We start from the raw sequence: 19,286 nt of genomic DNA, 5'->3' as shown, positions 1-19,286 counted from the left end.
GGGTGACGGGGCTTCGGGCGGCGGACAGGGCGTTCGTGGCCGCGCCATAGGGTGACCGCATGATCGAACGCAAGCTCGGGTCGCGGCTGGGCGCCGCGGCCGTCGCCGCTGCCGCCACCCGTGCCGGGACCGCCGCGCTGCGGTCCCTCGCGCCCGGTGGGGCCGAGCGGTGGACACGGAAGAACTACGCGGGCAGGTGCGTCGACCTGTACGCCGGGCCCGCCGTCGCCATCGGTGCTGCCGTCGGTGTCGCCGCACTGCCCGCGAGGCCGCGGGCGGCCGCCGTACTGGCCGTCCTCGGCGCCGGTGCCTGCGGGGGCTACGACGACATGGCGGGGGCCGGAGACCCGCGCCGTGGGTTCCGGGCGCACCTCGGGGCGCTGCGGAAGGGCGAGATCACCAGCGGCGCCGTGAAGCTGTTCGGAATCTCCGCCGCGGGGCTCGCCGCCGGGGCCCTCCTCAAGGAACGGCCCGTGGACAAGGCACTCGCGGGCGTGGTCGTCGCGGGCACCGCCCACCTCGTGAACCTCGTGGACGTACGCCCCGGTCAGGCCGGTGCGGCCGTGCTGGCGCTTGCCGCGCCCGGGCTGCTGCGCAAGGGGCCGGGCGCGGCGATCGCCGCCGCGTCCATGGGGGCCGCGGCCGCCGTCCTGCCCGACGACCTCGGCGAGCGCACGATGCTCGGCGACGCGGGCGCGCACGCCCTGGGTGCGGCCCTCGGCACGGCCGTCGTCGCGGGCAACGGCCGCATGGGTCTGGCCGCCCACGCGGCGGCTCTGGTGGCCGTGGCGGCGTACGCGGACAAAAGGGTTGGATCATGATCGTCGCGGCGGGTCAGGGTCTGACGGTTCGGGGACGCATAAGGGGTGAACCGGGGGTATCGGGCGTGGTCGTGTTCACGTGCGTGCGGTGCGATGCCGTGCTCACCCGGCCCGTCGAGCGGGTCGCGCTTCCCGCGCGGGCCCATCAGACGTACGGACACGAGCTGCTCCCCGCGCTCATGGAGTCCGGCACGTACGCCGTCGACCCGGAGCCGTTCGGGCTGCCCTACCGGCCCTGGAGCGAGATCGGGGCGGAAGCGGCGGCGGAGCGTGGCGTGTTCGCGCCCGTTCACCGGCTGTCCTTCGCCGCCCCCGGCGCGGTCGTCGTCGCACCGGGGGACACCCGCGGCACCGTCCTGATCCCCGAGCGGTGCGACGGCTACTGCATGGGGCTCGACGGGCGGGACGGCCCGAACCTGGCCTGCGAGCGGTGCGGGAGCGCGGTGGCGACCCGCATCGACGACTGCTCGTTGTGGCAGACGGTGTGGTTCGTTCCGGATGCCGTACGCCGTGTCCCCGACGGCGACGCGTGCGCCGAGCCCGAGGACGCCGGTGCCGACTGGGACGCCCTCGCGCAGGAGTACGGGGCGCCGCCGCCGGTCGAGCCGTACGGGGGGTGGGACGCGCAGTGGGAGGCAGCGGTCGGCGCGGCGCTGGCCCATCTGCTCGCGGCGTCGGCGGGCGCGCCGGTGGCGTTGCCCGACGGGATCCTCACGGACACGTTCGGCCGTGCGCTCGACGCGCTGCTCCCGCCGGGGCCCGCGGCGCGGCGGCTCGTTCCGGCCGGGCCAGGACTGCCCGCGGCCGTCGGGGACCCCGACATCGCCCTGGTGCCGTGGCATCCGCGGACCGGTGAGGTCTGGCGGCCTTCGGACCCCGAGGTCGCGGTCGTGCCGCTCGAGGCCGACGTGTGGCTCGGTGTGGCCTTCCCCCGCGTACAGCTGCCGGTTCCGGCGACGGGCGGGTTGCCCGACGGCGTCTACCGCGACGATCCGCTGCCGCTGTACCCGACGCGGCTGTTCGCACCCGACCGGCGGGTCTTCCTCCATACGCTGGCCCGGCTGCCCGCCGTCCGTGCGCCCTGGCTGCGCGCGGTGTACGACCTCATGGAGGACGCCCCGTTCGGAGAGCCGTTCTAGGGACTTCCGACACAGGCTCCATGGACTGTGCCGGACACCCCGCCCGCCCCGCGAGTTGTCCGCAACCTCCCATATCTCTCCCCCGTGTGGGTGATCCCGTTCGCGGAGTTGCCCCGCCAAATGCGGAAGTGACCTTTCGGCAGTGCCGGAACGCCCGTGCCTCCTGGCATCCTTGGCGCAGCATCTGCCCGAGTACCCGTCCGAGCACCCACCGACGCAGACCGAGGAGCCCCCGCCACGTGAGCCACGTGAGCAGCCACTCGCCGCACGGACAGACGCCGCTGCACACCGTTCAGGTCCTCGGAGGTGGCAGCGCGGGCAGCAGCGCGCACGTCAGAGCGCTGGCCGCGGGCCTCACCGCCAGAGGGCTGCGCGTCACCGTGTGCGCCCCCGACGAGGCCGCCCGCACCTACGACTTCACCGGCGCCGGCGCCCGCCACATCCCCGTGCCCCGCAGCGGCGACCCCGCCTCCGTCGCCGCACTCCGCGCCGCCTGCGCCGACGCCGACCTCGTGCACGCGCACGGACTGCACGCCGCCCTCCGTGCCGCCCTGGCCCTCACCGGCCGCCGCGTCCCCCTCGTCGTCACCTGGCACACCCGCGCGCAGGCGGAGGGCGCCCGCGGCCGCCTGCTGCACCTCCTGGAGCGGCGCGTCGCCAGGGCCGCGGCCGTCGTCCTCGGCACCTCGTCCGATCTGGTCGACCGGGCCCGCAGCAGGGGCGCACGCGACGCCCGCCTCGCCGCCGTCGCCCTGCCCGCGCCGCGCCGCCCGGAGCCCGCCGAGGAACCCGACGGCCTCCTGCACAAGGCCCGCGCCGAAGTGGGCGCCGTGGACCGGCCGTTGATCCTCGCCGTCGGCGCCCTCGAACGCGGCGGCGGCTACGACGTCCTGCTGGACGCCACGCGCGCGTGGCGCCACCTGGACCCGCCGCCGCTGCTCGTCGTCGCGGGGGAGGGGCCCGAACGGGCCGCCCTGCAACGCCGCATCGAGGAGGAGCTGCTGCCGGTGCGGCTCGTCGGGCGGCGCGACGACGTCCCCGAACTCCTCACGGCAGCCGACCTCGCCGTACTGCCGAGCAGCTGGGAGTCCCGCTCCGTGCTCGCCCAGGAAGCGCTCCACGCGCGCGTGCCGCTCGTGGCGACCGCCATCGGCGGCATCCCCGAACTCGTCGGCGACGCGGCCGAACTCGTCGCGTACGGCGACGCGGAGGCCCTCGCCACCGCCGTTGTACGCCTCCTCGCCGACCCCGTACGCCGGGCGGAACTCGCGGCCAGGGGCGCGGCCCAGGCCGCCACGTGGCCGACCGAGGACGAAACGGTCACTCAAGTCCTGAGCGTGTACGACGAGTTGACGCAACCCCTGCCGTACACCTGATGAGGGCCGACAGGCCCCTCCGGAGTGCTACGCCACGTGCCTGCGGGCCCGCAGCGCCAGGCTCAGCGCGAGCACCGTCTGCGGGTCGTCGAGATCCGTGCCCAGCAGCTCACTGATCCTCGCGAGTCGGTTGTACAGGGTCTGCCGGTTCAGATGCAGCTCCCGCGCGGTCTCCGCCTTGCGCCCCGCATGCGCCAGATACGTCTGCAGCGTCGGCAGCAGCGGCGGCTTCGCACGCTGGTCGTGGGCGCGCAGCGGGCCGATCGCGCGGTCCACGAACGCCGCGAGGACCCCGTCCTCGTCGTGCCGGTGCAGCCGCCACAGCAGCAGGTCGATGTCGAGCCGCCGCGCGTCGTACCAGGGCCGGTCGGAGAGCCCCTGCGCGGCCGTCGCCGTCTCCGCGGCGTGCCGCAGCCCCGCCGACGCCGCCGCCCAGCCGCCCGCGACCCCGACCACCACGACCGGCGGCTGTGCCCCCGGCCGCTGCATCCCGGCCCGCTCGACACCGGCCCGCAGCGCGGCGGCGACCCGGTCCGCCACCGCGGTCCGCTCGGACTCCGAGCGCAGCCCGAGCAGCAGCGGCACCCGCCCCTCCACGGGACGTACGCCGAGCAGCGCGGGCACCCCCACCGACGCCAGCTCCTCCGCGACCGCCCGCGCCAGGACCGCCCACCCGCCACCGGTCGGCAACCCGTCCGCGAGCCGCATCACCACCGGGAGCAGCGGACTGTCGGCCGCGCCGGGCCGGAAGCCGAGGACGCGGGCCTGCGCGGGGGCGTCATCGGCCGCGATGCGGCCCTCCGCGAGGTCGGTGAGGAAGTCGCCGCGCCCGCGCGCGGCGAGCTCCTCCTCCTGGCGGGCCTGCATCAGGACCACCGCGAGGCTGCTCGCCGCCCGCTCCGCGGCGATGCGGTGCACCGGCAGCGGCGCCGACTCCACGGCGAGCAGCACGAGCCTGGCCCGCACCGATCCCGCGCCAGGACCCCCGCCCGGCACGTCGACGATGACCGCGCTCGCGGGCGGGCCCTCACGGTCCACCGGGCGCCCCCGCAGCCCCTCCCACACCTGGAGCGGGTCCGCGCACTCGGTGCCCGCCCCGGCGGCGTACAGGAGCTGGCCGTCCGCCGTCTCCAGGAACACCGGGTTGCCGCTGAACTCAGCGAGGATCGCCAGTACCTGCGGTGTGCCGCCCCCGCCGAGCAGCGCCTCCGTGCAGCGCCGGTGCACCTCCTCGGCCTGCTGGAGGAGCGCGTAGTGGCCGTTGACGATCTCGGTGTGCACTTCCTCGGTGACCGTGACGAACGGCACCTCCCGGTGCAGCTGCACCAGCGGGAGGCCCGCAGAGCGCGCCGTCTCCACGATCGCCGCGGGCAGCCGTGCGAAGCGCGGGCCCAGCTCGACGACGAGCGCCGCGATGCCGCGCTCGGCGAGCTTGCGCACGAAGGCGCGCTGCTCGGCGGGGCGGGCGCCGAGCCCGAGGCCCGTGGTGAGCAGCAGCTCGCCGCCCTTGAGCAGCGAGGCGATGTTGGGCACCTCGCCCGCGTGCACCCACCGCACGGTCCGCTGGAGCCGCTCCGCACCCGCGACGACCTCGGGGAGCCCGCCGCGCAGCCCCGGAAGTTCCAGCGCGCGCTGCACGGTGATGCCGCCCTGAGTGCCCTGACTGTCCATGGCTCGGACGCTACCGGGGCGCACCTCCGGCGAACATCTCCGGACGATCACACGGCCGGCCAGGTGCGATGGCGGCCCGGCAACTCGTGGGTTCCGCGCGGCACTTGCGGAGACCCCTGCCCACCTGTGACGTACGCCATAGGGGGGCAGGGGGCGGGGTGCGGGTGCCGGGTGCCGAGGGCCCAGCGCGTGTTTCTTTGATGGGTTGGTCTGTTGATCGGATGTGTCCTTCCGATCAGTGATCACCGATGTGGTGTGGGACCGGATCGAGCCGTTGACGCCGGCGGATCCGGTCCGCGGCCGGTGATGGGCCGACCACCGCCGCACCCTTGAGGCCATCGCGTGGAAGTACCGCTCACAAGCGGCTGATCGGATGGGCCGTGGACGGCACCTGGGAGATGGTCCTCACCGCCGTCCTGGCGGCAGCGGCGGAGGCCGACGACGACATCGACTGGACCGTGTCAGTGGACTCCACGGAACTCCGTGAGTGGGTGGACGCCGCCGACCTGCGGGTCGGCCAGTGGCTGCGCACGAGCGCCGGCACCCACGTGCAGGTCAGCGCGGTCAAACAGTGGACAGTCCAGCAGGCCACGGTCCATAACCTCACTCTGGTTCAAAGGGCTGATTCTCTTGACGCTGGAGAATTGGCTATATCGATTAGTAATGGTGCGCATGCTGAAGTAAAGCTAGTAACTGCAGCTCAGCACCTAGGTCTTAGTCCTGGTGGGATTGCGGCCAGCAGACCTTTCTGTCCTGCTTGTTCTCAGTTTCTGACAAACCAGGGTGCGACACTTGTGAGCCCTAGGACTGCTCTTTGGCTTCCGCCCGGCGTAAAGTAACTCTCGATCGTGGCGGCATCGGAAGGGGTGCAAATGCTCACAAAGGAAGAGATTGGCCGGATCGAGACAGCGTGTGGCGAGCTGGCCCTGGAGAGAGTCCTCGTGCTCTCTCTGGCTGCAGCCCACCGGACTCTTCCCGTTTATCAGGCATACAGTGAGGCCCACGCCGAGCTCCAAGGATACGGCTTGGTTCACGATGGCCTGGTGGGGACGTGGCGAGTTCTGCGCGCCAGGCCGGGCGCCTCTGCCGTCGAACTTGCTCCCAGGCTTGAGGCTGCGATCAGGAGTGCAGAGTCAGACCTTGAGTCGATCAACAGGGTCGATGAAGTTGGCCTCGCGCAAGCTTTGGCTGTGGAGTCAATTTCTACCGCGATTCTGGCGTTGCGTGCCTACCTTGAAGAATCGCGAAGTGGCGCATTCAATGCCATTTTTGGCGCTCTTGAGGTTGATTCTGTTTGGGCGGAAGGCGAGGCCGAACGTCCAGGCGTCGAAGGCAACGTTTCTTGGGACAGTTTGATGACTCACTACGGGCAGCAAGTGCGGGACATCGCCCTCCTGTCTGGTGCTGATGAGTCTGACGAGAAGCTCCTGTTCCGTGATGTTGCAATGCGCGCCGAACGGGAAGGTATGCCTTTCCTTGTACAGATGAGGGACTTGGTGTCAACCGCGACCTCTTAATCTCATAGGGGGTCCTGAAATACCGCGCATTTCATCCACAAGGTGCCCCGCCGGATCGATTCCGGCGGGGCACCTTGGCTGTTTGACGGCAACGGTGGCGGCAACGTCAGCGGACGACGGCTGCGGTGGGTGGGGCGTCGGGGGCATCGTCGCCCGAACCGAGGGCGTTGCCGAGGGTGTCGATGGCTTGGCGTTGGAGGCTGAGCCGGAAGTGGGCGTAGACGCCGATGTGGGCGTGCCCGAGGAATTCCTTGATGACGACGAGGTCGACGCCTCGTTCCAGGAGCAGAGTGGCCGTCGAGTGTCGGAGGTCGTGGAAGCGGATCGTCCGGAGTCCGGCACGGTAGAGGAGTCGACGGACACATCACCGTCTCGAAGGCGGGTGCGTCTCCTGCCTGGCCCGCGGTGACGGTGAAGGCGAGAGGCCGTGTGCGGCCGGTGGGTCTTGGTGCTCAGGTCGCCGCGAGAGCGTCCGAGCGCGTGATCGGCGGGCTCGCCGGTGCGGACCGCCCCCCTTTTTTCGAGTGCTCCGGCAGCGTGCGGGTGCCCGGACAACCGTGGAGTCCACTGACACAATCCATCCGATCAGCCGCTTGTGAGCGGTCTGGAACGAGCCGAGCTTGTCGGGCAGGTCCCGCCGGGGCGAGTTGGTGCGGTACTTCCACGCGATGGCCTCAAGGGTGCGGCGGTGGTCGGCCCATCGCCGGCCGCGGACCGGATCCGCCGGCGTCAACGGCTCGATCCGGTCCCGCACCACATCGGTGATCACTGATCGGACGGATACATCCGATCAGCAGACCAACCCATCAAAGGAACACGCGCTAGCCCCCGTACGCCCCCGAAGCCGTCAGCCGCAGCGCCGTGTCGATCAGCGGCACGTGGCTGAACGCCTGCGGGAAGTTGCCGACCTGTCGCTGGAGGCGCGGGTCCCACTCCTCGGCGAGCAGGCCCAGGTCGTTGCGGAGGGCGAGGAGCTTCTCGAAGAGCTTGCGGGCCTCGTCGACCCGGCCGATCATCGCGAGGTCGTCGGCCATCCAGAACGAGCAGGCGAGGAACGCGCCCTCATCGCCCTCCAGGCCGTCCAGGTTCTCCTCGTCGCTGGAGGTCGGGTAGCGCAGGATGAACCCGTCCGGCGTGGACAGCTCCCGCTGGATCGCCTCGATCGTGCCGATGACGCGCTTGTCGTCCGGCGGCAGGAAGCCCATCTGCGGAATCAGCAGCAGCGAGGCGTCCAGCTCCTTCGAGCCGTACGACTGCGTGAAGGTGTTCCGCTCCTGGTCGTAGCCCTTCTCGCACACGTCCCGGTGGATGTCGTCGCGCAGCTTGTGCCACTCCTCCAGCGGGCCGTCCGCGTCACCGGACTCGATGAGCTTGATGGTGCGGTCCACGGCGACCCACGCCATCACCTTCGAGTGAACGAAGTGGCGGCGCGGACCGCGCACCTCCCAGATGCCCTCGTCCGGCTCGTCCCAGTGGTCCTCGAGATACCGGATCAGCTTGAGCTGGAGGAGTGACGCGTAGTCGTTGCGGGCCAGGCCCGTCATGTGGGCCAGGTGCAGTGCCTCGGTCACCTCGCCGTACACGTCCAGCTGCAGCTGGCCCGCCGCGCCGTTGCCCGCACGGACCGGCTGCGAGTTCTCGTACCCCGGCAGCCAGTCCAGCTCCGTCTCGCCGAGCTCGCGCTCGCCCGCGATGCCGTACATGATCTGCAGGTTCTCCGGGTCGCCCGCGACCGCCCGCAGCAGCCACTCGCGCCAGGCGCGGGCCTCCTCGCGGTAGCCGGTGCGCAGCAGCGAGGAGAGCGTGATCGCCGCGTCGCGCAGCCAGGTGAAGCGGTAGTCCCAGTTGCGGGAGCCGCCGACGTCCTCGGGCAGCGAGGTGGTCGGCGCCGCGACGATGCCGCCCGTCGGCGCGTAGGTGAGCGCCTTGAGCGTGATCAGCGAGCGGACCACGGCCTCCCGGTACGGGCCGTGGTACGTGCAGTGGTCGACCCAATCCCGCCAGAAGTCCTCCGTCGCGGTGAGCGCGTTCTCGGGCTCCGGCAGCGCCGGCTGGTCCTTGTGGGACGGCTGCCACGAGATGGTGAACGCGATCCGCTCACCCGGCGAGACGGTGAAGTCGGAGTACGTCGTCAGGTCCTTGCCGTAGGTCTCGGTATCGGCGTCGTGCCAGACCGAGTCGGGGCCCGCGACGGCCACGGTGCGTCCGTCGACCTTGTGCACCCAGGGCACCACACGGCCGTAACTGAAACGCATCCGCAGCGCCGAGCGCATCGGCACCCGGCCGCTGACACCCTCGACGATCCGCACCAGCTGCGGCGCGTCGGTGTCGCGCGGAGGCATGAAATCGATCACGCGGACGGTTCCGCGCGTCGTGTCCCACTCGGATTCGAGCACCAGGGAGTCGCCGCGGTAGCTGCGGCGCGCGGCAGTGGGTGGCTGCGCGTCCGGTTCGTGTGCGGGCCCAAGGCGCCAGAAGCCGTGCTCCTCGGTGCCCAGCAGGCCGGCAAAAATGGCGTGGGAATCGAAGCGGGGCAGGCACAGCCAGTCGACTGTGCCGTCCCGGCAGACCAGGGCTGCGGTCTGCATGTCTCCGATGAGTGCGTAGTCCTCGATGCGCCCGGCCACGTCTATCTCCAGTCGAACGGCCACGTTCGCCCCGCGGGGCGCTTACAGGTCAGCGGTCAAGTGATCGTCGACGAGCGCTTGTTCCGGGTGCAAGGCGGGATGGTGCCGTGTGCCGGATGGGCTCGGCAGCGATTGTCCGAGCAGGATACGACGCACCCTAGTGATCTGCGCGCCCCTCCCGGCAACGAGGCTCCGCCGAACGGGTGAGCGGCAGGTGAGAGGCGGTGCGGCGGGGAAAAATGGGGGCGTGCGGGTCTGGTGACCGAGTTGTGTGCGCCTGATGGCGGAGCGTGGCCGGGCGCGGGCTCCGTCCGGCGCTGATACCCTGGTAGCCCGTGAGCCGGTGGTCATAGAACCCCCGAACCGCAGCGACGGCACCTCCCCGAACCTCAGGCGAGAGCGCCGGTACGCACCCTTCAGACCGCGACCACGGGAGCCCCCCTTTGGCTATGCAGCCCGCTGCTTTTCGAAACAGCACAGCCACGACGACCAAGCACATCTTCGTCACCGGGGGTGTCGCCTCCTCCCTCGGCAAGGGCCTGACTGCGTCGAGTCTCGGTGCGCTGCTCAAGGCCAGGGGCCTTCGCGTCACCATGCAGAAGCTCGACCCGTACCTGAACGTCGACCCGGGCACGATGAACCCCTTCCAGCACGGTGAGGTGTTCGTCACCAACGACGGCGCCGAGACCGACCTGGACATCGGCCACTACGAGCGCTTCCTCGATGTCGACCTCGACGGCTCGGCCAACGTCACCACCGGCCAGGTCTACTCGCAGGTGATCGCCAAGGAGCGGCGCGGCGAGTACCTGGGCGACACCGTCCAGGTCATCCCGCACATCACCAACGAGATCAAGCACCGCATCCGCCGCATGGCGACCGACGACGTCGACGTCGTCATCACCGAGGTCGGCGGCACGGTCGGCGACATCGAGTCGCTGCCGTTCCTGGAGACCGTCCGCCAGGTCCGCCACGAGGTCGGCCGCGACAACGTCTTCGTCGTGCACATCTCGCTGCTGCCCTACATCGGCCCGTCCGGCGAGCTGAAGACCAAGCCGACCCAGCACTCCGTCGCCGCGCTGCGCAACATCGGCATCCAGCCGGACGCCATCGTCCTGCGCGCCGACCGCGAGGTGCCGACCGCCATCAAGCGCAAGATCTCGCTGATGTGCGACGTCGACGAGGCCGCCGTGGTCGCCGCCATCGACGCCAAGTCGATCTACGACATCCCGAAGGTGCTGCACACCGAGGGCCTCGACGCCTACGTGGTGCGCAAGCTCGACCTGCCGTTCCGCGACGTCGACTGGACGCAGTGGGACGACCTGCTCGACCGTGTGCACAACCCGCAGCACGAGGTCACCGTCGCGCTCGTCGGCAAGTACATCGACCTGCCCGACGCCTACCTCTCGATCACCGAGGCCATGCGCGCGGGCGGCTTCGCCAACAAGGCCCGCGTCAAGGTCAAGTGGGTCACCTCGGACGACTGCAAGACCCCGGGGGGCGCCAAGAAGCAGCTCGCCGACTGCGACGCGATCCTGATCCCCGGCGGCTTCGGCGACCGCGGTGTGTCCGGCAAGGTCGGCGCGATCCAGTACGCCCGCGAGAACAAGGTGCCGCTGCTCGGCATCTGCCTCGGCCTGCAGTGCATCGTCATCGAGGCCGCCCGCAACCTCGCGGACATCCCCGACGCGAACTCCACGGAGTTCGACGCGGCCACCGGCCACCCGGTGATCTCCACCATGGCCGAGCAGCTCGACATCGTCGCCGGTGAGGGCGACATGGGCGGCACGATGCGCCTGGGCATGTACCCCGCCAAGCTCGCCGAGGGCTCCATCGTGCGCGAGGTGTACGAGGGCAAGGAGTACGTCGAGGAGCGCCACCGCCACCGCTACGAGGTGAACAACGCCTACCGCGCGGACCTGGAGAAGAAGGCCGGGATCCTGTTCTCCGGCACCTCCCCCGACGGCAAGCTCGTCGAGTACGTCGAGTACCCGCGTGAGGTCCACCCCTACCTGGTGGCCACGCAGGCCCACCCCGAGCTGCGGTCCCGTCCGACCCGCCCGCACCCGCTCTTCGCGGGCCTGGTGAAGGCCGCCGTCGAGCGCCAGCAGGGCGAGCGGAAGTCCGGCGGCAAGTCCGGCAAGTAACACCGGAGCTGTACGGTTGCCGGGGTGCGTGTCCACGAGACGCGCACCCCGGTTTCTTTTTGCACGTGTGGGAGGACAGGGCGACATGACGATCAAGGACACCGCCGAGGAGTGGCAGGTCACGGCGACGGAGACCCCGTTCGTCGGAAACAAGACCTCCGTCCGCACCGACGACGTGGTCATGCCCGACGGCTCGGTCGTCCGCCGTGACTACCAGGTCCACCCGGGCTCCGTGGCCGTCCTCGCGCTCGACGACACGGGCCGCGTCCTGGTCATCCGCCAGTACCGCCACCCGGTCCGCCACAAGCTCTGGGAGATCCCCGCGGGCCTCCTCGACATCCCCGGTGAGAACCCCCTGCACGCCGCCCAGCGCGAGCTTTACGAAGAGGCGCACGTCAAGGCCGAGGACTGGCGTGTCCTCACCGACGTCTACACCACCCCCGGTGGCTGCGACGAAGCCGTGCGGATCTTCCTGGCCCGCGATCTGTCCGAGGCCGAGGGGGAGCGGTTCGAGGTCGAGGAGGAGGAGTCCGACATGGAGCTCGCCCGGGTGCCCCTCGACGAGCTCGTACGCGGTGTGCTCGCCGGTGAACTGCACAACAACTGCCTGGTCGTCGGTGTGCTGTCGCTCGTCGCGGCCCAGCAGGGCGACGGCCTCGACGCGCTGCGCCCGGCCGAGGCGCCCTGGCCCGCCCGGCCCTTCGACGCGTAGTCCCCGGGGAAGCGCACAGGTTCCGGTATGACGATCCACTGATCCGATCGGGCGACTTGTGCGCGCCGTGCGACCGGAACCGCCACAGGGCCTGAACTAGGCTCTGAAAGCGTCCCGCCCGGAGTCCCGGCGGGTTCGTGCGCAGGCGGACGGGAGCGTGGCCCGTGACGGATCAGGCGGTCGACACGGACGGTGCGACGGCGGGCGGCGCCGTGCCGCCGCCCGCGAGTGCCCCGGAACCGACAAAGGGTCAGTTCGTCGGCAGACGCAGGGAGTTGAAGGAGCTCCGCGCGGACATCGACCGCGCGGGCCTCGACACCCTCTCGGGCCGCAAGGCACCCCGCGCGCGCGTCCTGCTCGTCGCGGGCCGCCCCGGATCGGGCCGCACCTCCCTCGCCGAGGAACTCGCCCGGCAACTCGCGGGCGACTACCCCGACGGCGTGCTGCGCGCCCGCCTCACGGACCCCGACCGCAGCCGGGTGCCCACCGAACGCACCGCCCGCGAACTCCTGGACGCACTCGGCGTGCCCGCACCCCCCGGCGCGGCCGAGGACGACCTGACCGAGATCCTCCGGGACGCGCTCTCCGGCCGCAGGGCCCTGCTCCTGCTCGACGACGCCACGGACGCCGAGCAGGTCGACCCGCTCCTTCCGGACACCCCGGACTGCCTGGTCGTCGCGGTCTCGGAGGGCCCGCTCACCGGCATCCCCGACGTGCGGCCCTGCACGCTCGGCGGCCTGGACAAGGCGGCCGCCGTCGAGCTCCTCGCGCGCGCCGCCGGTCCCGTCCGCATCACCGTGGACCCGCGTTCAGCGGAGTCCCTCGTCGAGGCGTGCGCGGCCCACCCGGCGGCGCTCGTCCTGGCCGGCGGCTGGCTCGGGGGCCGGCCCAAGGCGGCCGTCGCCGATCTGGCCAAGCAGGTGCACGACCTGCCGGACGAGGGCCCGCCCCTCGCCCGTGTCTTCGCTCACACCTACGCCTCGCTGCCCGCGCCCGCCGCCCGGATACTGCGGTTCCTCTCCCTCGCCCCGGCAGGACACGTCGACCCGCACACCGCCTCGGCGCTCGCGGGCTGCTCGGTCTCCGCGGCCAGGACCACCCTCGACGACTTCGTCGCCCTCGGGCTCGTGCGGGCCGTCGAATCGCCGCTGCCGCAGTACGAGGTGCCGGGCTGCCTGGTGCCGCTCCTGAAGGCCCGCACCGAGAGCCAGGACCGGCCCGCCGAGGTCCAGCTGGCCCGCGCCCGCATGCTGGAGCGGACCGTGCGCCTGCTCCAGTCCTGCCGGGCCGTCACGGAGCCGGACGCCTCCGCCGCCCGCAAGAAACTCGCCGGGATGCCGCGAGCCCTGCGCTTCCCCAACCCGCGGGCGGCCGCCGAGTGGCTGCGCATCCGCCAGCCCGCACTGCTCGCCGCCGCACGCCTCGCGGTGGCCGACGGCGAGCTCGACACCCTCGCGCGGCGCCTGATGGCCGCCCTGGTCAGAGCCCTGGTGGCCCACCGCGGCACGGAGGACGCGGCCCCGGAGCTGTACGGCATCCACCGGCTGGTCCTGGACGTCGCCGAGCGGCGGAACCTGCCGCGCGAGCAGGCAGCGGCGCTGCTGAACCTGGCGGATCTGGACGCACGGACGGGACGTACGAAGGACGCGCTGGTCCGCTACCGCGCGGCGCTGGACGCGGGCCGCGCGGCCGGCGATCCGTACGCGACCGGGCGCGCGATGGAATCCGTAGGCGGCGCCCACCAGGAGCTGGGGGACTGGTCACGGGCCTCCGACTGGTTCGGCAGGGCACTGGCACATCGCCTCGCCCGCGGCGAGCGTACGGACGCCGCCCGGCTGTACGGCCGGATCGGCGCGGTGCACACCTACGCGGGGCGCTACGGGGAGGCGTTGCGCAACTGGAGTTCGGCCGTCACCGGGTACCGCAAGAGCGGTGATGTGGCCGCCCAGGCGCGGGCGTTGAGCGAGACGGCCCGCGTGCAGGAGTACGCCGGACGGCCCGAGGAGTCGCTGCGCACCTGCCAGGAAGCCGTCGAGCTGGCCCGGCACGCCGAGGACGTACGGCTCCAGGCGGCGTTGCAGCTCCGGCTCGCGGACACCCTGGAGCGGCTCGGCGACCCGGCGGCCGCCCGGCTGCACCGCGGCGCGGCCGAGCGCATGCTGGGAGAGGAGCTTCCGCAGGCCGCAAGGCTTGAAACGAACGGTGGAGCAGCCCCTTCCGCCTACGAAATCCGTAGTGCTTCGACAGAAGATTGAAGTATTGAAAGGCTAGACAGCGAGAAATCCTTCATTAGACTGGCTCCGCCGCATACCTCTGCGGTGTCTCCCGCTGCGCCCCCACGCGCACCGGTATGCGTTGCATTGCCCGAGAAATCCCCTGAGCCAAGGACCGTGATCGACGATGAAGGTCGGCATCCCCCGCGAGGTCAAGAACAACGAGTTCCGGGTGGCCATCACCCCCGCTGGTGTGCACGAGCTCGTGCGCCACGGCCACGAGGTCGTCATCGAGCGGAACGCAGGCGTCGGCTCCTCGATCACGGACGCCGAGTACGTCTCGGCGGGCGCCAAGATCCTGGACACCGCCGATGAGGTCTGGGCCACCGCGGACCTGCTCCTGAAGGTCAAGGAGCCCATCGCGGAGGAGTACCACCGCCTCCGCAAGGACCAGACCCTCTTCACCTACCTCCACCTGGCCGCGTCCAAGGAGTGCACGGACGCGCTCCTGGAGTCGGGCACCACCGCCATCGCGTACGAGACGGTCGAGACCGCCAACCGCGCGCTCCCGCTGCTCGCCCCGATGTCCGAGGTCGCGGGCCGGCTGGCCCCGCAGGTCGGCGCCTACCACCTGATGGCCGCCAACGGCGGCCGCGGCGTCCTGCCGGGCGGTGTCCCCGGCGTGGCCGCGGGCAAGGCCGTCGTCATCGGCGGCGGCGTCTCCGGCTGGAACGCCGCGCAGATCGCCATCGGCATGGGCTTCCACGTGACCCTGCTCGACAAGGACATCAACAAGCTCAAGGAAGCCGACAAGATCTTCGGTACGAAGATCCAGACGGTCATCTCCAACGCCTTCGAGCTGGAGAAGGCCTGCCTCGACGCCGACCTCGTCATCGGTGCCGTCCTCATCCCGGGCGCCAAGGCCCCGAAGCTGGTCACCAACGAGCTCGTCTCGCGGATGAAGCCCGGAAGTGTTCTTGTCGACATCGCGATCGACCAGGGCGGCTGCTTCGAGGACTCGCACGCGACCACGCACGCCGAGCCGACCTTCCCGGTCCACAACTCGGTCTTCTACTGCGTCGCCAACATGCCCGGCGCGGTGCCCAACACGTCGACGTACGCGCTGACCAACGCGACGATGCCGTACATCGTCGAGCTCGCGAACCGCGGCTGGGCCGAGGCGCTGCGCCGCGACCACGCGCTCGCGCTGGGTCTCAACACGCATGACGGCAAGGTCGTTTACAAGGAGGTCGCCGAGGCCCACGGTCTCGACCACGTCGAGCTGGAGACGCTCCTCGGCTGACCGAGGTGACCGACTCCGGTCGGTCTCCGACACTTTCGGCGCTGTCGTCAACGAAAGTCGTCAATCTCACGCCCGCGGCCGGACCTTGAGAGGGGTCCGGCCGTGTGCGTATCAGTGTGGACACGCTCAACTGGCCGTGAACGTAACCCTTTAACCGTTTCGCGCACCCCCGAAACGCCGCGATGGCGAGCCGCACGCCCTTGACACAAGGGTGTTCCATTGCCGACACATCGGGCCGGGTCCGGCGGATTGTGTTGCTGCGGAGCGGTGACACGCCATAGAGTCGCCAACCGTCGGCATGGTGCCACGCTGACCTATCGAGAAATTTCCTGGTCACCAAGGAGGTAAGACGACTTGTGAATGAGTCGACATTTGCTCCCGGGGGTGGTCAACCAGGAACGTCTGTGCGGGACCAGGGTTCCGAGGGGCTCGAAGCCGTCGGCTCGGTCGCTGTCCGCACCTTCGAAGCCCGGCAGGGCCCCCAGCCGACACAGTCAGCACCCCAGAGCATGGATGGCCATCACGTGAACGCCATGGCCGGCGACCGGAGTGGCGATAACACCCACACCCACCTCGCCGACTACGAGGAACTGCCCCAAGGGCACTTCTACGACCCCGACGCCGAGTACGAGCCCGATCCGGAGTACGCGGCCACGCTCGCGCCGGACGCCGCCCGTCAGCGCCGTGAGCGCATCGGCCCGACGGGACGCCCGCTGCCGTACTTCCCGATCCCGGGCCCGCTGACCGACCACGGTCCCGCGAAGATCATCGCGATGTGCAACCAGAAGGGCGGCGTCGGCAAGACGACGTCGACCATCAACCTCGGCGCGGCCCTCGCGGAGTACGGACGCCGGGTCCTGCTCGTCGACTTCGACCCGCAGGGCGCCCTCTCCGTGGGCCTCGGGGTCAACCCGATGGAGCTGGACCTGACGGTCTACAACCTCCTCATGGAGCGCGGCATGTCCGCGGACGAGGTGCTCCTGAAGACCGCGGTCCCCAACATGGACCTGCTGCCGAGCAACATCGACCTGTCGGCCGCCGAAGTGCAGCTGGTGAGCGAGGTCGCGCGCGAGTCCACTCTGCAGCGCGCCCTGAAGCCGCTCATGCAGGACTACGACTACATCGTGATCGACTGTCAGCCCTCGCTCGGCCTGCTCACCGTGAACGCCCTGACGGCGGCTCACAAGGTGATCGTGCCGCTCGAGTGCGAGTTCTTCGCGCTGCGCGGTGTGGCCCTCCTGACGGAGACCATCGAGAAGGTCCAGGAGCGGCTCAACCCCGACCTGGAGCTCGACGGCATCCTCGCGACCATGTACGACTCCCGCACGGTGCACAGCCGTGAGGTGCTCGCGCGCGTGGTCGAGGCCTTCGACGACCACGTCTACCACACGGTCATCGGCCGTACGGTCCGCTTCCCGGAGACCACGGTCGCAGGTGAGCCGATCACCACGTACGCCTCCAACTCGGTCGGCGCGGCCGCCTATCGCCAGCTCGCCAGGGAGGTGCTCGCCCGGTGTCACGCCGAGTGAGTCTGCCGGGGGCCGACGAGCTGTTCCGTACGACCGGGGGCATGGCGCTGCAGTCGTCGTCGCCGCGCCGCCAGGCGAACGGCGAGGCGAAGGTGCCCGCTCCGGCGGGCGAGAGCGACGAGGCGGCGGCCGCGGCCGAGGACGCGGCCCAGGGCGACGGTGAGCCCGCCGAACACGCGGCATCGGACGCGGAGTCGGGCGCCGAGTCGCGCGCGAGGGCGGCCGGCGCCGAGAGCGACAAGAGTGCCGGACGGCGCTCGGGAGCGGCGCAGGAAGGTTCGGCCGCCCAGGGCGGCAAGTCCGGCGGCTCGTCGACCGCGCAGGCGCGGCGGCGGGCACGGGCGGCGAACCGGCGGCCCAGCGGGCGCGAGCGGCACGACGAGAAGATCACCGTGTACGTCTCCGCCGAGGAGCTGATGGACCTCGAACACGCGCGGCTCGTGCTGCGCGGCGAGCACGGGCTCGCGGTCGACCGCGGCCGGATCGTGCGGGAGGCGGTCGCCGTCGTCCTCGCCGATCTGGAGTCCCGCGGAGACGCGAGCATCCTCGTGCGACGGTTGCGCGGGCGGTAGGGGTAGCGTTTCCGGCCTCATGGCCTCGAACAGTGAACCCGCACCGCCCGCACCCTCCCGCCGCCGCGCCCTGGGCCGCGGGCCCGGCGCGGCGCCCGCGGAGCAGGCAGTGGCGGAGGAGCAGGTTTCGGCTCCGGAACCCCCGGCCGAGCCCGCAGAGCCCCCAGAGCCCCCAGAGCCCCCGGAGCCCGCAGAGCCCGACGACGGGCGGTTCAAGGTCCGGCTCGCGAACTTCGAGGGGCCCTTCGATCTGCTGCTCCAGCTGATCTCGAAGCACAAGCTGGACGTCACCGAGGTCGCGCTCTCCAAGGTCACCGACGAGTTCATGGCGCACATCCGGGCCATGGGAACCGACTGGGACCTGGACCAGACGACCGAGTTCCTGGTCGTCGCCGCCACGCTGCTCGACCTCAAGGCCGCGCGGCTGCTGCCCACCGCCGAGGTCGAGGACGAGGCCGACCTCGCGCTGCTCGAGGCACGGGACCTGCTCTTCGCGCGGCTCCTCCAGTACCGCGCGTACAAACACGTCGCGGACATCTTCAGCGGGCGGCTCGACGACGAGGCGCGGCGCTATCCGCGGACCGTCGGCCTCGAACCGCACCACGCCGAACTGCTCCCGGAAGTCGTCATCAGCATCGGGGCGGAAGGGTTCGCCAAGCTCGCCGTGAAGGCGATGCAGCCCCGCGCCAAGCCGCAGGTGTACGTGGAACACATCCACGCCCCGCTCGTCTCCGTGCAGGAACAGGCGGGGCTCGTCGTCGCCCGGCTCCGGGAGCAGGGGGAGACCAGCTTCCGGGTGCTCGTGGAGGACGCGGGGGACACCCTCACCGTCGTCGCCCGCTTCCTCGCCCTCCTGGAGCTCTACCGCGAGAAGGCCGTCGCCCTGGACCAGGAGGACCCCCTCGGCGAGCTGATGGTGCGCTGGACCGGCGGGGACGGCGCCGCGGAGCCGACCGTGACCGATGAGTTCGACCGGGCGCCCGAGCCCTTGGAGGAGAAGGCGTGAGCACGCAGAGCCCCGTCGGGGAGCTTGCCGGTGCCGTGGCCGATCTGGAGCTGCGGCCCGCCCTCGAGGCGGTCCTGATGGTGGTGGACGAGCCCGCCACCGAGGAGCACCTCGCGAAGATCCTGCAACGGCCGCGGCGCGCCGTCGCCGTCGCGCTGCGGGAGCTCGCCGACGAGTACACCGTGCAGAAGCGCGGCTTCGAGCTGCGGCTCGTGGCCGGTGGGTGGCGGTTCTACTCGCGGCCCGAGTACGCCGCCGCCGTGGAGGGCTTCGTCCTGGACGGGCAGCAGGCGCGGCTCACCCAGGCGGCCCTGGAGACCCTCGCCGTCGTCGCGTACCGCCAGCCGGTCAGCCGTTCCCGGGTCTCCGCGGTGCGCGGAGTGAACTGTGACGGCGTGATGCGCACGCTCCTCCAGAGGGGTCTGGTGGAGGAGGCGGGCGCGGAACCCGAAACAGGTGCGATCCTGTACAGGACGACGAACTACTTCCTGGAGCGGATGGGCCTGCGCGGCCTGGACGAGCTCCCGGAGCTCGCGCCCTTCCTCCCCGAGGCGGACGCGATCGAAGGGGAGACGCAGGAAGGTGTCCCGTCGTTCGACCCGGACGCACCCGATGCGCCGGGGTACGGGTACACCCAGGACACAGCCGACTAGACG

15 protein-coding genes and 2 pseudogenes are annotated in these 19,286 nt (G+C 71.2%); 13 read left to right on the top strand and 4 right to left on the bottom strand.

Annotation, left to right across the window (positions count from 1 at the left end):
• Nucleotides 1-59 precede the first annotated feature (59 nt).
• The 3 genes from NOO62_RS09295 to NOO62_RS09285 all read left to right on the top strand — a co-directional run bounded on the left by NOO62_RS09295 (nucleotide 60) and on the right by NOO62_RS09285 (nucleotide 3,336).
• Entirely contained in the window at nucleotides 60-821 is a 762-nt protein-coding gene (locus tag NOO62_RS09295) for a hypothetical protein (protein WP_268770416.1), read from the top strand.
• Nucleotides 822-886: 65 nt separating this feature from the next.
• Nucleotides 887-1,960, top strand: coding sequence for a hypothetical protein (locus NOO62_RS09290; RefSeq protein ID WP_268770415.1), 1,074 nt, complete (start codon nucleotides 887-889; stop codon nucleotides 1,958-1,960).
• A 239-nt stretch (nucleotides 1,961-2,199) separates the two neighbouring features.
• Nucleotides 2,200-3,336, top strand: coding sequence for a glycosyltransferase family 4 protein (locus NOO62_RS09285; RefSeq protein WP_268770414.1), 1,137 nt, complete (start codon nucleotides 2,200-2,202; stop codon nucleotides 3,334-3,336).
• Nucleotides 3,337-3,363: 27 nt separating this feature from the next.
• On the opposite strand, the gene NOO62_RS09280 is transcribed toward NOO62_RS09285, so the two are convergent.
• Complete coding sequence (locus tag NOO62_RS09280) at nucleotides 3,364-5,007, bottom strand: PucR family transcriptional regulator (protein WP_268770413.1); 1,644 nt, start codon at nucleotides 5,005-5,007, stop codon at nucleotides 3,364-3,366.
• Between the two features lie 223 nt (nucleotides 5,008-5,230).
• On the opposite strand from NOO62_RS09280, the pseudogene NOO62_RS09275 reads away from it, so the two are divergent.
• Both NOO62_RS09275 and NOO62_RS09270 read left to right on the top strand, forming a co-directional pair.
• Nucleotides 5,231-5,519, top strand: a pseudogene (locus tag NOO62_RS09275) (IS5/IS1182 family transposase); the annotation flags it as partial.
• Nucleotides 5,520-5,855: 336 nt separating this feature from the next.
• On the top strand, nucleotides 5,856-6,524 hold the full coding sequence (locus tag NOO62_RS09270; protein ID WP_268770412.1) for a hypothetical protein: 669 nt from the start codon (nucleotides 5,856-5,858) through the stop codon (nucleotides 6,522-6,524).
• Nucleotides 6,525-6,630: 106 nt separating this feature from the next.
• On the opposite strand, the pseudogene NOO62_RS09265 reads toward NOO62_RS09270, so the two are convergent.
• From NOO62_RS09265 to NOO62_RS09255, 3 genes and pseudogenes are all read right to left on the bottom strand, one after another.
• Nucleotides 6,631-6,879: pseudogene (locus tag NOO62_RS09265) on the bottom strand (tyrosine-type recombinase/integrase); the annotation flags it as partial.
• A gap of 9 nt (nucleotides 6,880-6,888) precedes the next feature.
• Entirely contained in the window at nucleotides 6,889-7,278 is a 390-nt protein-coding gene (locus NOO62_RS09260; RefSeq protein WP_268775534.1) for a transposase, read from the bottom strand.
• Nucleotides 7,279-7,345: 67 nt separating this feature from the next.
• On the bottom strand, nucleotides 7,346-9,157 hold the full coding sequence (locus NOO62_RS09255; protein ID WP_268775533.1) for a glycoside hydrolase family 15 protein: 1,812 nt from the start codon (nucleotides 9,155-9,157) through the stop codon (nucleotides 7,346-7,348).
• Nucleotides 9,158-9,600: 443 nt separating this feature from the next.
• On the opposite strand from NOO62_RS09255, the gene NOO62_RS09250 reads away from it, so the two are divergent.
• The 8 genes from NOO62_RS09250 to scpB all read left to right on the top strand — a co-directional run bounded on the left by NOO62_RS09250 (nucleotide 9,601) and on the right by scpB (nucleotide 19,283).
• Entirely contained in the window at nucleotides 9,601-11,295 is a 1,695-nt protein-coding gene (locus tag NOO62_RS09250) for a CTP synthase (RefSeq protein WP_268775532.1), read from the top strand.
• An 85-nt stretch (nucleotides 11,296-11,380) separates the two neighbouring features.
• A complete protein-coding gene (locus NOO62_RS09245; RefSeq protein ID WP_268770411.1) occupies nucleotides 11,381-12,007 on the top strand; it encodes an NUDIX domain-containing protein in 627 nt (208 codons plus the stop codon).
• Between the two features lie 164 nt (nucleotides 12,008-12,171).
• Entirely contained in the window at nucleotides 12,172-14,262 is a 2,091-nt protein-coding gene (locus NOO62_RS09240; protein ID WP_398980198.1) for a tetratricopeptide repeat protein, read from the top strand.
• Between the two features lie 145 nt (nucleotides 14,263-14,407).
• Entirely contained in the window at nucleotides 14,408-15,523 is a 1,116-nt protein-coding gene (ald, locus tag NOO62_RS09235) for an alanine dehydrogenase (RefSeq protein ID WP_268770410.1), read from the top strand.
• Nucleotides 15,524-15,879: 356 nt separating this feature from the next.
• A complete protein-coding gene (locus tag NOO62_RS09230) occupies nucleotides 15,880-17,052 on the top strand; it encodes a ParA family protein (RefSeq protein WP_223828263.1) in 1,173 nt (390 codons plus the stop codon).
• Complete coding sequence (locus NOO62_RS09225; protein ID WP_268770409.1) at nucleotides 17,037-17,624, top strand: hypothetical protein; 588 nt, start codon at nucleotides 17,037-17,039, stop codon at nucleotides 17,622-17,624. Before NOO62_RS09230 ends, NOO62_RS09225 begins: the two co-directional genes overlap by 16 nt.
• Before the next feature lie 19 nt (nucleotides 17,625-17,643).
• A complete protein-coding gene (locus NOO62_RS09220) occupies nucleotides 17,644-18,630 on the top strand; it encodes a segregation and condensation protein A (protein ID WP_268770408.1) in 987 nt (328 codons plus the stop codon).
• Nucleotides 18,627-19,283 (top strand): SMC-Scp complex subunit ScpB, encoded by a 657-nt coding sequence (gene scpB / locus NOO62_RS09215; RefSeq protein WP_268770407.1) that lies wholly within the window; start codon nucleotides 18,627-18,629, stop codon nucleotides 19,281-19,283. The genes NOO62_RS09220 and scpB overlap by 4 nt, the downstream gene beginning before the upstream one ends.
• Nucleotides 19,284-19,286 lie beyond the last annotated feature (3 nt).

It is taken from the genome of Streptomyces sp. Je 1-369, assembly GCF_026810505.1.
In the GTDB taxonomy this organism is placed as follows: Bacteria; Actinomycetota; Actinomycetes; order Streptomycetales; family Streptomycetaceae; genus Streptomyces.
Note: the sequence above shows the minus strand (reverse complement) of the source record. Positions and strands in the feature narration are given on the sequence as shown.